At 50.4% G+C, this 13,519-nt stretch carries 13 protein-coding genes; 3 read left to right on the top strand and 10 right to left on the bottom strand.

Annotated elements, in window-relative coordinates; all coding sequences use genetic code 11:
- From QF669_00865 to QF669_00825, 9 genes are all read right to left on the bottom strand, one after another.
- Window positions 1–1,734 (bottom strand): amino acid permease (locus QF669_00865; protein MDP6455995.1); only part of this gene is annotated, 1,734 nt, incomplete at its 3' end.
- Window positions 1,735–1,818: 84 nt separating this feature from the next.
- Window positions 1,819–2,412 carry a dephospho-CoA kinase gene (gene coaE / locus QF669_00860; GenBank protein ID MDP6455994.1) on the bottom strand — a complete coding sequence of 198 codons (594 nt, stop codon included), beginning with the start codon at window positions 2,410–2,412 and terminating at the stop codon, window positions 1,819–1,821.
- Window positions 2,413–2,434: 22 nt separating this feature from the next.
- On the bottom strand, window positions 2,435–3,073 hold the full coding sequence (locus QF669_00855) for an adenylate kinase (GenBank protein MDP6455993.1): 639 nt from the start codon (window positions 3,071–3,073) through the stop codon (window positions 2,435–2,437).
- Window positions 3,074–3,085: 12 nt separating this feature from the next.
- A complete protein-coding gene (locus QF669_00850; GenBank protein MDP6455992.1) occupies window positions 3,086–4,303 on the bottom strand; it encodes a nucleoside transporter C-terminal domain-containing protein in 1,218 nt (405 codons plus the stop codon).
- A 12-nt stretch (window positions 4,304–4,315) separates the two neighbouring features.
- The gene (locus QF669_00845; GenBank protein ID MDP6455991.1) at window positions 4,316–4,882 is read right to left on the bottom strand and encodes a thymidine kinase; all 567 of its coding nucleotides are present in this window, start codon (window positions 4,880–4,882) and stop codon (window positions 4,316–4,318) included.
- An 85-nt stretch (window positions 4,883–4,967) separates the two neighbouring features.
- Window positions 4,968–5,573 carry a uridine kinase gene (gene udk / locus QF669_00840; GenBank protein MDP6455990.1) on the bottom strand — a complete coding sequence of 202 codons (606 nt, stop codon included), beginning with the start codon at window positions 5,571–5,573 and terminating at the stop codon, window positions 4,968–4,970.
- Entirely contained in the window at window positions 5,570–5,953 is a 384-nt protein-coding gene (gene cdd / locus QF669_00835; GenBank protein MDP6455989.1) for a cytidine deaminase, read from the bottom strand. The genes udk and cdd overlap by 4 nt, the downstream gene beginning before the upstream one ends.
- Window positions 5,953–6,606 carry a rhomboid family intramembrane serine protease gene (locus tag QF669_00830; protein MDP6455988.1) on the bottom strand — a complete coding sequence of 218 codons (654 nt, stop codon included), beginning with the start codon at window positions 6,604–6,606 and terminating at the stop codon, window positions 5,953–5,955. Before QF669_00830 ends, cdd begins: the two co-directional genes overlap by 1 nt.
- 6 nt (window positions 6,607–6,612) lie before the next feature.
- The gene (locus QF669_00825) at window positions 6,613–8,865 is read right to left on the bottom strand and encodes a M23 family metallopeptidase (GenBank protein ID MDP6455987.1); all 2,253 of its coding nucleotides are present in this window, start codon (window positions 8,863–8,865) and stop codon (window positions 6,613–6,615) included.
- A gap of 186 nt (window positions 8,866–9,051) precedes the next feature.
- Here QF669_00825 and QF669_00820 point away from each other — a divergent pair, with 186 nt between their 5' ends.
- The 3 genes from QF669_00820 (at window position 9,052) to QF669_00810 (ending at window position 13,205) form a co-directional block, all read left to right on the top strand.
- Window positions 9,052–12,045, top strand: coding sequence for a M1 family metallopeptidase (locus QF669_00820; protein MDP6455986.1), 2,994 nt, complete (start codon window positions 9,052–9,054; stop codon window positions 12,043–12,045).
- A gap of 51 nt (window positions 12,046–12,096) precedes the next feature.
- Window positions 12,097–12,456 (top strand): hypothetical protein, encoded by a 360-nt coding sequence (locus QF669_00815; GenBank protein ID MDP6455985.1) that lies wholly within the window; start codon window positions 12,097–12,099, stop codon window positions 12,454–12,456.
- A 62-nt stretch (window positions 12,457–12,518) separates the two neighbouring features.
- Complete coding sequence (locus QF669_00810; GenBank protein ID MDP6455984.1) at window positions 12,519–13,205, top strand: hypothetical protein; 687 nt, start codon at window positions 12,519–12,521, stop codon at window positions 13,203–13,205.
- 109 nt (window positions 13,206–13,314) lie between these two features.
- Here the strand turns inward: QF669_00810 and QF669_00805 are convergent.
- Window positions 13,315–13,519, bottom strand: a 205-nt coding sequence (locus tag QF669_00805; protein ID MDP6455983.1) for a hypothetical protein, incomplete at its 5' end; no start/stop codon positions are given.

Here is a 13,519-nt window from a genome sequence, read left to right as displayed (position 1 = left end):
GCGCTGATCCTTTCTCCTCTCTTCGCTCATAGTGAGAAACATGACATTGGGAGGCAGTGGCATACCCTTGAACGATTGGGTGATAACACTAATCCCTTCAATGAAGTGATTGGCCTCTATCACTGTAGCTGATGTCAGGATGCCTTCTTCCTTCAGAGGATTAATCAATTTGGTCAGTTGATTCTCCAGTTCCTCGGAAGTGTCGGGCATTGCTGCACCGCTTCCATTTCGGTTTAACAGTTGGTCTACCATTTGACCAATCCTGTGCCGCATACCGCTTTCCAGGATGCGTACACTGAATGCCCTGACGCTCCCTTTCGGAAAGACGATATTTCGCACCAGCTTTATCCTTTCATGCCACCGTCCGGGTTCTTCCACGGGGACCACAACGTTAGGTTTCCACGATTTGCTGCTGGCTGGCATTCTTGCCGTCATCCTGACGGCCCATTCGGCAATGGCAACGAAAATACCTGACCGGACGTCTCCCCACGGTGCTTGATGTCCTAAACGGATCTGCCACAGATAGACGAGTATGATGATCACCACGGCAACTGATCCGAAAAGGGGATTGATCAGAAACATTGCCGTCCCGCACCAGAGTGTGCCAATCAGAGGGATGATCAGAGGAATATCGAAACTGGGACGGTAGCTGGTGATGCCAATCTTCTTTTCGATGAAGACCACCATATTGATGGTTCCATAGGTAATCAGGAAGAACATAGTGAGCAGGGGTGCAATGGTGTTTAGGTCGCCCAGAAGTATCCCCAGTTCGATGATCACGCCCGTAGTTACTATGGCAAACCTCGGTTCCCCGTTTTTACTCTGCTGAGCAAGGAATTTGCCTAAAGGGACGACCCTGTGCTGTCCCAGCGCCATGAGCGTTCTTGGACCGCCGATGATACTCCCAAGCGCCGATGAAAGGGTTGCGCCCAAGAGTGCCGCCACCACAATCCACTCCCATCTGGCGGCGTCTATCATGATGGTGTAGTTCGAGCGCAGGGCCTTCGCGGGAATACTGTAGTCCATCCAGAACGCCAGCGCCACGTAGACCACGAACGACAGAGCGATGGACGAGAGAAGCCCCACGGAGAGGCTTCTTTTCGGATCCTTCAGATCACCTGACATGGCTGCTCCCGCCTCAATACCGGTAACGGCTGGGAAAAAAATGGCGAAGACGGTCCAGAAAGGTGCGGCCTCAGAATCTCCCCACAAGGAGATTTCAGCGACACCGTCCCCTTTGCCCATGAAAAAGGAAATCAGCGAAGAGATGATGAGAAACATAATGATATACTGGACTTTCATAGCAACCTTGGCGCTGATAAGCGAAAGTGTCAGCAGTAGTACCAGGACAACGGATGCGACCTGAAACGGATCGTGCTGAGGAAAAATAGCGAGCCACCCCTCGGTGAAGCCGATGATATACATGGCGGCACCCAAGGCTTGAGAAAGATAGAGCGGAATACCGATGGCGCCTCCTATTTCGAGTCCCAGGGATCTCGATATGATGGCGTATGATCCGCCGGCCCCAATTTTGATGTTGGAAGCCATGGAGGCGATGGCGAGCCCGGTTGTGACTGTGACAAGTTTCGCCAGCAGGATGATGACGAGCGCGCCGCCGAAGCCGGCATTACCCACCACCCATCCGAGTCGAAGGTACATGATGGCGCCGAGGATAGTGAGAATTGTGGGGGTGAAGACACCCTCGAAGGTCCCGAAGCGCTTCGATGAACTCATCAGCTTAGACAGACTGTCGAATAGTGAAATGGTTGGGTGGGGAGTCCGGACGGCAAAGACCGCGCAAAGATAAACATAAAGCGATTATATCAACGCCTCGTAAATTTTATCCACCTGTCTGATCAGGTCTTCTTCGGTACCGTTATTGTCAATAACGTAATCAGCCATCCTGATCTTTGACTCTTCAGGGAGTTGGAGATCCATCCTTTTCTGAATTTGAGCGCGGTTAAGTTTGCCCTTAAGTGATGCGCGGTGAATCCGTAAACCGTACTGTGCGGTTACAACGATTATGTAGTCGAGGTGCTGATCAAGGCCCGATTCATATACCAGAGCTGCATCAACAATGAAAATAGATGTTTTGTTATGCTTCTCAACTTCATCAAATTTTTTGTCGATTGCATCGAACACATAAGGGTGGATGATAGCGTTGAGAACTGCCTGATTCTCTTCGTTTGCGAATCCTGTCACAGCCAGTTTATTTTCGCTGATCGTACTGTCATGATTGAGAATATCCGTCCCGAATTCCTCAATCAGGTCTGTCTGCACATTCTTGTCCGTCTTTAGAATATTCTTGGCTTCGGTATCTGCGTCGAACACGTATGCGCCCAGCTGAGCCATCCGCCCGCTGGCTACGCTCTTTCCAGTTCCAATCCCGCCGGTTACGCCAACCTTAAGCATCTTATTTTTCCACAGGCCGATCCTAGAGTTCTTTTAGTATATTGTCACGAATTTCTTCCACGCTATCGACTCCGCTGACAGTTTTGAGGAGTCCCCCGGATGAGTAGTATTCCAGTAGTGGACTGGTCAGCTCAGAATAAACCACAAGTCTTTCACGAATGACCTCTGGCCTGTCGTCTTCGCGCTGATACAGTTCTCCGCCACAGGAATCACACTTCCCCGCAACGGCGGGCGGTGCAAAGATGAGGTTTGTAATCTTGCCGCAATCGGGGCAGGTGCGGCGGTTTGACAATCGTTCTATCAAAACGTCTTCACTACCTTCGAGGGAAATCACAGCGTTCAGCTGCTGATTAATCGAGTCGAAGATTTTCTCCAATCCTTCTGCCTGCGGAACAGTTCTGGGAAAGCCGTCGAGAATATAGCCAGATTCGGCATCCTTTTGTTGCAGGCGGTGAGACATCATATTCAACATCACGTTGTCAGGAACGAGATTTCCGTCATCAATGTAAGACTTGGCGAGGATTCCCAGTTCAGTATGGCGGGAAATCTCGTCTCGCAACATGTCTCCCGTGGAGAGATGGAGGAGAGAGAATCTTTTTGACAGAATCTTTGCCTGAGTTCCTTTTCCGATACCTGGTGGACCTAAGAAAACCAGTCTCACAATTTCTCCTGATTAAATAAGTATGCCGGCGATGGTGGCTGTGAGCCAGGAAGCAAGAGCCCCGCCTATCATCGCTTTCATGGCGACCTTGGCCAGATCCTTTCTACGGCTGGGAGCTAAAGCACCGATACCGCCTAACTGAATCCCTATGGAAGCAAAGTTGGCAAATCCACAAAGTGCGTATGAAGAAATGATGATCGACTTTGTTTCAAGTTGCGAGGTTATTTCTTGAAGATGCCCATAGGCTATCAATTCTGTTAGAACGATTTTCTCTCCCATCAGGCTTCCAACAACAAAAATATCTTTTGCTGGCACGCCCATGCAAAATGCCAGAGGGGAAAAGATCCAACCAAGAATTTGCTCAAGACTAAGATCTACGAGCCCTAGAATATAATTAACGAAAGCCACCAGGGCGACGATGGCAATGAGCATAGCAGCGACGTTAGCCGCAAGGCGCATTCCGTCTGTGGCGCCACGGGCCACTGCTTCCATAGCGTTGTCTGAAGAGTCGCTTAAGTTCATTTTCAGATTACCGCGTGTCTGGGATTCTTCCGTTTCTGGGTAGATAATCTTAGCGATAACAAGGGCAGCCGGGGCGCTCATCACAGATGCCGCAATCAAATGCCCTGCGATGTTGGGAATATCAGCGAGCCATTTGACATATACCGCCATGACACCTCCAGCGATTGTGGCAAATCCTCCAGTCATTACCGCTGTGAGTTCACTGCGCGTCATGGTCTCGAGGAATGGACGTACTACCAATGGTCCCTCCGTCTGTCCGACAAAAATGTTTGCTGAACAAGACAGTGTTTCAGAACCGCTGGTTTGCATCGTTTTCTGCATCGCTTTGGCGATGAGCTTTACTATAAACTGCATAATCCCAAAGTGATAGAGAATGGCCATGAAAGCAGAAAAGAAAATAATAGTCGGTAACACCTGAAAAGCGAAAAAGAAGCCGAGTGAATCTTCAAAATCAGGCCCCAAAGCCAGATTATTAAAAACGAACTGTGCACCCTCATCAGAGAACTGCAGAAGTTTATTGAAGACTTTATCAAAAAATAGGAAAGCTGGTTTACCAATGGGGGTAGCAAGGATAAAAACAGCGAAAAAGAGTTGTAGTCCTAATCCCCACAGGACAACCCTCAAGTTGACGGCCTTCCTGTTATTGGAAATCAGAAAGGCTACCCCAAGAATTAACGCAATGCCCAGAATCCCAGTTAGTCTCAGCAATGTTCTTTCTCCTTAGGTATCCTCCGGAGGTTCATAACAGTTACGACAGCGGGCTTCATATGTTTCGCTCTCGCCAATGACAACCTGTTCGGTATCGGCTGTCAGACGCTGGGTACAGTTGGCAGGATTACCACATATCATACAGATGGCTAGCGTTTTAGTGATATATTCCGCTTCAGTGAGTAAAGCTGGAATCGGACCAAACGGTTCGCCTCTGTAATCTTTATCCAGACCGGCTACAATTACCCGCTTCTTACGCTTCGCCAGCTCCTTGCAGACATCAATGAGACTTTTGTCGAAGAATTGAGCTTCATCAATCCCAACTACATCCGCATATTCAGCTTCTCTCAGGATGTCTTTTGCATCGGGAACTTGCTGTGATTCCATCTTCAGTTTTGAGTGAGAAACAATATGGTTGACGCTGAAGCGGTCATCGATCTTCGGCTTGAAAATAGAGACTTCCTGTCGGGCAATCTGGGCTCTTCGCAAGCGGCGGATAAGTTCTTCCGTTTTCCCGCTGAACATACTGCCGCAGATTACTTCCAGCCAGCCTGATTCTCTTGGACTTAATGTAGGCATTTATATCTCTCTGGGATTGGGTGACATTCGTACCGTACCACCACTAAAGACTAAGGATCCCAGTTTCTGGAACCTCCTTGGAGTACTACATCCGGATTCTCGATTTAATCAGTTCGACTGTGACTTGAATATCGTCTCCATCGTGGACGATAATATCCGCATAATTCTTCGTTTTTTCCACAAATTGTTCGTGCATCGGTCGAACCGATGCGAGGTACTGTTGAATGATGTGAGGGACGGATCTGCCCCGCGCTTCATTATCCCGTTTGAGCCGGCGTATGAAGCGGATATCACTATTGGCGTCAGCGTAGATCTTGAGATCGATCAAATTCCTGATTTCCGCTACAGCCAGAATGAGGATACCCTCAAGGATAACTGCCGGACGCGCCTGTATGACCTCTGTTTTCTTACGTCTCGTGTGGGTAGAAAAGTCGTAAAGAGGAGACTCAATCTCCTTTCCTTCAAGAATCTCAGTCAGATGACGCCGCAATAGTTCAAAGTCGATAGCATCGGGATGATCGTAGTTGATCTTTGACCTTTCTTCGAGCGAAAGGTGGGACTGGTCTCTGTAGTAAGAATCCTGTTCAACAACGGTCACTTCGTTCTTATCGAGGGATGTCACAATTGCGTTGGTAAGGAAGGTCTTTCCCGAACCGGTCCCTCCGGCAATACCGATAAGTTTGTTCGTCACTGTTTCAGATGACTGTCATCGAAGGGATAAGGCAACAGATCACCGCTGGTGTGAACTGTCTCGTTTCCGGCTTCGTCTATCATGGTGATGGTGATATCACCACACAGATCCCAGATTACCTGCCGGCAGGCGCCACAGGGGCCAGCGCTGCTTTTTCCGGCGATAGCCATAGCTTTGAACGATTTGAATCCTCGGGCGATGGCAGCGCCCAGCGCCACGCGTTCGGCGCAGTTGGTGAGACCGTAACTGCTTGACTCCACATTGCAGCCGGTAATGATTGTACCGTCGTCTGTCTCCACCGCAGCGCCTACCGTGTAGTCAGAGTATGGGGCGTAGGCGTTTTCTCTCACTTTGATTGCAGCTTCTATAAGAGGATTCATCAGACCATCTCCAATCTTATCAGTTTTAGCACGCGCATAAGAGCAACCCCGGCTACGAATCCACCGATATGAGCGAACCACGCCACGCCACCCGTTGTATCAATTCCCAGCATTGCCAGTCCGTTGCTTAATTGGGCGAAAAACCAGAATCCGAGCACATAGAGAGCCGGGATTCTGATACTGGTAAAATAGATGAAAAGAAAGATGAGGGTATGAACCCTTGCGCGGGGAAAGGTGATCATGTAGGCGCCCAGAACTCCTGCAATGGCGCCGCTGGCACCGACGATAGGAACCGTTGACATGGGATCGATAGCCGTCTGCAGTACGCCTGCCGCTATACCACACGTCAGATAGAAGACGGCGAATTTTATGTACCCCAAAACTCCCTCCACGTTATCGGCGAAAATCCAGAGATAGAGCATATTGCCTCCGAGATGCATCAACCCGCCGTGCAAAAACATGGAAGTGAAGAGTGTAAGGATATAGAAACCGAAATCGACTGACGCCATCTTGGGAATAATGGCGAAAGCCATAGTGAATTCAGGCGGTCCTATGTTCTGTAATAAGAAGGCAAAACAGTTTAATCCCACCAGAGTGTAGGTGACATAGGGGATCAGCACACGGGGGTTGTCGTCTCGGTAGGGGAGGAACATGGATGGCTAATTTACGGAAAACGCAATCTCTTTTGTTGTCATGTTTCCCACCTGATCTGCGACCTTGATGATCAGCGTATGAGAGCCGCTCTCGAGTGGGCTGTCCAGCTGATAGATGACCTTTTTCTTGACGGGCTGGTACTCGAAGAGAAGTTGTTCGCCATCGAGAGAGAGTTGGATAGCTTTGTCATCTTTGACGCCTGCCAGAGAATCCTTGACTTTAGCGCTGAAACTCATCAGATCGTTGTAGTCGTAGAATCCGCCGTCTCCCGGGAGGATTGTTTCGATTACGGGAGGTACTCTATCTTCGATGACAGCCACTGCCTCCAAGCTGTAGAGGGAGGCAAAGAACATCCACCTGCTGCGCGAGAATTGGGACGGCAGGCAGGTCCATCCTCCCTTTTGATCGTAGTAGAAGATACTCATCCGATCGGCATTGGCAATCGATTTAGCCAGTGCGATGGCTACGCGGGCGGAGTCTTGAAGAGGTCTTTCAAATGGCTGTAACTGATAGGCTCTGCTTCTGAACTCACCGCCCTCAACCGGGACCGGCGTTTCGATGTTCTCTATCCAAATGGCTGTTGTATCGTAAAATGTAGTGGGCACAGCCTGAAGGGAACATCTGCCGTCAGGTGAAATCACCGCCATCGCCCGATCGCCCGTGAACAACTTCGGTTTAAAGATGAAATGTGATTCTCGTGCAGGGGAACCATCGTACAAGACAACTGCCTCGGTGACGCCAGCCACTGTCTGAGGATCGAGAGGGGTAGAGATGAAAGTCGTCGGTCTCGTCCGTTGAAGTTGAATCGGGACTTCTCTATTTCGCCCCGTCAACACTACTTCCGGTGGATCGGCCACCCACCCGCGGGAGTCCACTTGAATCACCACCGATTTCTCGAGGTGGGAGATGTCAAAATCGATTGCCATCTTGATAGGGTCAGCTTCGTCCGCACCAAGAGGCAAATGGAAAGGGAGGCTGACTCCGCCCAGTTTATCAGTGCCGATTAACTGAAGAATACGCCCTCTGACTCTTGAGGCGGGAAGATCGACTATTAGCGCTCTTCCGTCTTGACGGCTTGAGAGGGCTTCAACTTTTTCTTCCACGTAGCCCTTATTGTTGAAACTGTAGCAGGCGAAATCGGTAACAGGAAAAGGAGTACCAATAGTTTCCAGTGATATTGTCACTGTCTTTCTATCCTGAGTCAGTACTGTGGCGCCTATAGAGAAAGGCGGAGCGTGGTAAATCGTCCCCTTAATTCGGGAAATATTCTTTTTGTGATCAAACAGGCGGATTGAAACTGTGTGATGTCCCGGTGACGGCGAGAGCGTGCCGCCAGATCCTTCCTTTATGAAACTCAAGTTACTGTTGTGATCGAGAGTGAAAAGGCGGTGAAACTCGCCGTCGTTTAGCCTTCTGAGTGCATTGTCCCTTTCGGTTTCTACGAAATGGGTCCGCTCGAACGAAAAGGATTCAAAGTCAGCTCTATACACCTCAACGTCATCTACCGAAAGTGAAGCTCCGGCGATATTGAACTTGTTCGGGAATCCTGTAATCTCATCAGTAACCGATACATCGAATCCGACAGATCCGTAGACATGAATAGTATCAGGGAATTCGTAGCTGGAACCGCCTCTTCGGTGCAGGGGAAAAGTCTGGGAAAGAGAAGAGCCGTTGATAACAGCATCTTTGCTTAACGGTATGATGGCCACGGCATCAGGCACTGGAGCATGCTTATCGTTCAACGGAAAACCGTGAGTAAGAGGATTGATAGGCCGATTCAAGGAGTCCCTCAACTCGAAATGCAGATGCGGACCAAAGGCGCCTCCACTTTCGCCTGTGGTACCGAGAACTTCTCCTTTTGCTATGGTGAATTCGTTCTCACGGAAGTACTTCTCCACAGAATATGAGCGGTTGATGTCCTGTTCAATCTTGATGATATCGTTCAGCAGCGGCATGAATTTCTGCAGGTGTGCATAGACAGCGGTAGAGCCGTCATTCAGCTTGAGATACAAGACCTTTCCGTAGCCGTTTGAGGATACCTTAACGCGCCACACGTAACCTGCTTCAATGGCGACAATCTCATGTCCCGTAGAACCGTCTGTTCTGATGTCGATGCCGGAATGGAAACGCCGCGGCCGCACTTCGGCAAAATTGGAGGTGATCGCTTTGCCGAGCTTAACCGGCCAAAGGTAATCCTGACCGGTCACAACAGCGGTGATGCATACCATTTGTAAAAGGAGTCGGAAGTTATTCTTCATTAGACCTGCCGAGCGGTGGCTCAATTTAGAATTGAGATCGAGGAGATTCAACCATTTTGAGGCCTGAAGCAGTTGAGAGTCTGTCGTGGAGTTGTTGTCTCATTTCGGTGACAACCATAACTTTAGTAAGTAGTTCTGTCCCTGACCAAGCGTATTCTCATGCAGTGCCTGATTTCTAGACCCCTGATGCTTCTCGTACTTCTCGGCGCGGGTCCTCTCGTCGGGGAAAGAGAATACTGGCAGCAGCATGTAGCTTACGAAATCCACGTCACCCTTAATGACTCCTCCCACACTCTTTCAGCCCGCGAAAAGCTGACCTACACCAATCACTCTCCTGACACTCTCCGGTTCATCTGGTTTCATCTCTGGCCCAACGCCTACAAAAATGATGAGACCGCCTTCGCCAAGCAGAGGCTCGAACACTATTCCACACGGTTTCACTTTTCGGAGGAAGATGACAGAGGCTACATTGACAGTCTCGATTTCTCTGTGGAGGGACAGTCCCTGAAATGGGAATATCACCCTGAATGGATCGACGCGGCAAAGGTTTACCTGAATGACCCTGTGCCGCCAAGTCAGAGCGTCACCATCGAAACCCCTTTCTTTGTCAAGCTTCCCATCGTCTTCTCCCGGCTGGGCCATTCCGGCAAGCATTATGAGATCTGCCAGTGGTATCCCAAACCGGCAGTCTACGATTCTCAAGGGTGGCACCCCATGCCGTACCTCGATCAGGGCGAATTCTTCAGTGAGTTCGGCACCTTTGATGTTCATATCACCCTTCCACAGGAATATCGCATCATGGCAACCGGTGACATCGTGGACGGGGAGGCTGAGTATGGCTGGCTCGACTCTCTCACGGCGGAGGGGGATTCTCTCCACGCTCTGAACAAAAAGGCATTCAAGAAGAGAATCAAGGAGATGAGAAAGGAAAGAAGGAAAAAGGAGACAAGCCAAAAGGAAGAAGCTGAAAAAGAGAAGGCCGAAGAGACGAGAGACAAGAGTGGAGAGGCGCCCGAAGGGTCATTCGGAAAAGACGAAAGTCGGCGGATAAAGACGCTTCATTTTCATCAGGAGAAGGTGCACGATTTTGCCTGGTTTGCCGACCCGGACTGGATCGTCCGCAAAGGAGAACTTTGGGTTGCGGACTCGACCCACAAGGTGACATTGTGGAGTATGTACCTGCCAAAGAACGCGAAACTGTGGGAGAGGTCAATCGAGTATCTCCACGACTCGGGCTATTGGTACAGCCGATTCTACGGTGACTACCCCTACAACCACATTACCGCCGTGGATGGAGATATGTCGGCGGGAGGCGGAATGGAGTATCCGAATATCACCATCATCTCCAGCGGTGGCTCGAAAGACCTGTTAGAGTTCGTCATTATGCACGAGGTGGGGCACAACTGGTTCTACGGAATTCTCGGTTCTGACGAGCGGGATCACGCCTTCCTCGATGAAGGACTCAATGAATACACTAACATCCGCTATTGGGAGAAGAAGTACCCCGAACGGAACGGTCAGATCGTTGTCTCCGATTTTATGCAGAACAAGATGAGGATCGGTCGCAACCTCGATTTTCGCTGGATAATGGGATATCTCTCTTATCAGTCTCGCGCCGCCTCTGGTGACGATCAGCCCATGGATCTCCCGTCCACAGATTTTGCCCAGGAAAACTACGGTACCGTGGTTTACGGCAAGACCGCCATCTTCACGCGCTATCTACAACACTTTCTCGGCGAAAAGAAGATGGATGAGATTATGCAGGACTTTTATGAGACTTGGGAATTCAGGCATCCATCGCCCGCTGATTTCCGCAGTTTTTTTGCGAAGCATTCCGACCAGCCGCTGGACTGGTTTTTCGATGATGCGGTGAACGACACGAAGGTGATTGATTATGGAGTGGGGCCTGTTCGGGATGGTGCAGTGACGGTGACCAATCTCGGCAGCATGAATTCCCCGGTTGAACTGGCTCTGTATGATCGTTCTGGCTCAGAGATAGAACGGCGCTGGCTGGCTGGTTTCTCTGGGATGAAGAACGTCTCGCTTCCCGAAGGAGCGGAGAAGGCGGTCATTGATCCTGACAACATTATGCCGGACATCAATCGTGAGAACAATGCTACCTCGCAACCGCTGAAGTTCAACTTTGTGTTTGATCAGCCGACCTTTCACTTTAGGGAGGTCAACTATCTTCCGTGGCTAAACGGGAATGCCTTCAACGGCGTCACGCCCGGCGTCTTACTTTATTCAGGATTCATTCCCGGCTTCCGTCACGGGCTTGCAGCGGCGCCCATGTGGGATTTCCAGCACCAACGGCTGGTGGGCTCTGTCTCCGCTCAGAGGACTTTCTACAGGAGTCTCGGTTTCAGGCGCTGGACCGTCGCGGCTGGGGTAAGCGACTACAGTGGCCGCAGGGGGATCAGGCTGGTTTTTGATGGGACGATCCGCAAGCCCATCGTTTCCACACCTTTCGTGTCTATTGCCGGCCGCCTGTTCTTCCACGACATAGATCCTCTGGCGGTAAGTCCAGTCTATTATTCAGCTGGCAAGTTCACGGTGGCGGCCGGCCGGATCGCTTACAATCATCGGCCCGATCCTTTTATAAACTATCAGGCAGAGGTCGGTCTGAGGGCAGGACTCAGCGGGGGCAGTTTCGCCCGCTTTGAATCAGCAGGGAAACTGACGTGGCGCCACGGAAGGAGACTTCGGCTGGATGCCAGAGCGTGGTTAGGGACTTTCTTCGGCAGTGCTGACATTCCGGCTCAGTACCAGACCTGGATGGGCGGCGGCGTAGATCCCGATTTCGAGAGACCACTTGTTTTTAATCGGACGACTGACAGTAGCACAGGCAGAAGCAGTATCTATGCGGATCAGTTCATAGAGGCGGGGCCGTCAGTGAGGGGTGCCTATCTTAGTCCGTCCCGTGGGACGGCTTGGGCCGTGAATCTCGACCACACCGTTCCGGTTCTCCCGCTGACTCTCTTCGCCGACGTGGCAGGCGCCAGCGATATCGATGATACCCTCTTCGATGCCGGTCTGAAACTGTCCCTCTTCGTCGTCAACTTATATCTACCCTTCTACCAGAGCTGGAACCCCGATTCCGAGACACCGACGGACCTTCAGTGGATATTGGAGCGGATGAGGTTTGAAGTGCGGATGCCGCTGTCTTTCGGTGGTTTGTAATCGCCGCTGCTCCCTAAGGGGCGTTTCGTTCTGTACAGAGAGATTTGGCAAGTGAAACATTTCGACATCCTCGTCATCGTCTCCGTGGAACCAGGCGATGGACGGGCCGCGGTCGATCTCTCTCGATTCGAGCGTAGCGCTGAGTGTCTCTCGTTTGCCATTACGAATGATCTTGACGGTGACCTCATCTCCGGCGTCGCTTTCGCGGATGGTGTTCACCAAATCATCAGTTTCTTCAATCTTTTCTTGCTCGACCTTGACGATCACATCGCCAGCTTTCAGTCCCGCTTTCTCCGCCGGGCTCTCCTCCACCACTTCGTTCACAAGGACGCCGGCAGAGCCTTTTACGATATAGGTTCATCTGATTATGTGACACGAATCAACGGAAAAAAGTTGTCATATTATTTTTAATGTGAAAGCTCTAAATTAACCTAAACTGACTGAGCTTTATTCACAATCCAAGGAGGTTGAAAATGAATAAATTCCTTGTTCCCCTTTTAGTTATCGCTGTTATTATCCCCGCCAACAGAGCCTATTCCATTGCGGGTATCGGTCTCTACTACAATCAAGATGCTGTTTCTGTTTCCGGCGGAACTGATGGTGCCTTTCCGGTTACTCTTACACGGGACGGCTTTGACGGTACCCTTAGTGGAGGGTTGTTTGTCTATATCGACGCTATACCTTTCGTTGACATCGAGGCCAGTTTTGAAGCTGCTGCGAATCAGTATCAGTTCTCTTTTGGCAATGAGTTCTCAGAACTGGGACCTATCGATTTTGGCTGGGCGAGAGCGTCGCAGTATTATACTCTGAGGAGGAAACTGGTTGGATTTAGTGTCCCGATTCTGGGCGGCGTCCAACTCTACGCTGGAGGCGGTTATAATAAGCACTCCTCTTCGCCGCTGGCGAGTCTTGATATGGTGGAAGGCCTGCTGGGCGATTTGACTTCCAGTTTCGACTCTTCCGTGCTCGAGGATAACCTCCTTAACTACCTGGAGGACAATAAGATTGACGCCAGCGGTTTGCACATCCAGACAGGTCTGCAGATGAAGATTCTGACCTTCAGCGGCTTCCTGAACTACCGCATTACGATGGCTAAGGATGTCGTGCCCGACGCCAAGAGCTTCTCTTCCCTGTGGGCGGGACTGGCTTTCGGGTTCTAATCAGTCTCTAGGGTAGAACGGTTCAAAAGGGCGGAAGATATCTTCCACCCCTTTTCTTCAGAAAAACTACTTAGACCTTCAAGGTTTTCGAAAACCTTGAAGGTCTTTCTTACTTAGGCAGAGGAACAACTGACTGATAAGTCCAGCTTTCGAGATCTTTAGAGTAGTAGTGGCGGCCATTCCGTGTCAACGCGAGGTAGAACTGTTGCGAGCCGTCAGTACCGGGGAGAACCGTGAGGGAAACGAAGTCGTCCCGCTCATCAATTCTAACGGATTTATCAAATGAATCACCGATTGTGATCGGATTCTTATTC

This window comes from Candidatus Neomarinimicrobiota bacterium, assembly GCA_030743815.1.
In the GTDB taxonomy this organism is placed as follows: Bacteria; Fidelibacterota; Marinisomatia; order Marinisomatales; family S15-B10; genus UBA2146.
This window is presented reverse-complemented; position numbering and strand designations above follow the sequence as displayed.

Coding starts and splice junctions, on each gene's coding strand:
- coaE (MDP6455994.1), bottom strand. CDS start 2,412: ATGCTTAAGGTTGGCGTAACCGGCGGGATTGGAACTGGAAAGAGCGTA.
- QF669_00820 (MDP6455986.1), top strand. CDS start 9,052: ATGCTTCTCGTACTTCTCGGCGCGGGTCCTCTCGTCGGGGAAAGAGAA.
- cdd (MDP6455989.1), bottom strand. CDS start 5,953: ATGAATCCTCTTATAGAAGCTGCAATCAAAGTGAGAGAAAACGCCTAC.
- QF669_00845 (MDP6455991.1), bottom strand. CDS start 4,882: ATGCCTACATTAAGTCCAAGAGAATCAGGCTGGCTGGAAGTAATCTGC.
- QF669_00810 (MDP6455984.1), top strand. CDS start 12,519: ATGAATAAATTCCTTGTTCCCCTTTTAGTTATCGCTGTTATTATCCCC.
- QF669_00825 (MDP6455987.1), bottom strand. CDS start 8,865: ATGAAGAATAACTTCCGACTCCTTTTACAAATGGTATGCATCACCGCT.
- QF669_00830 (MDP6455988.1), bottom strand. CDS start 6,606: ATGTTCCTCCCCTACCGAGACGACAACCCCCGTGTGCTGATCCCCTAT.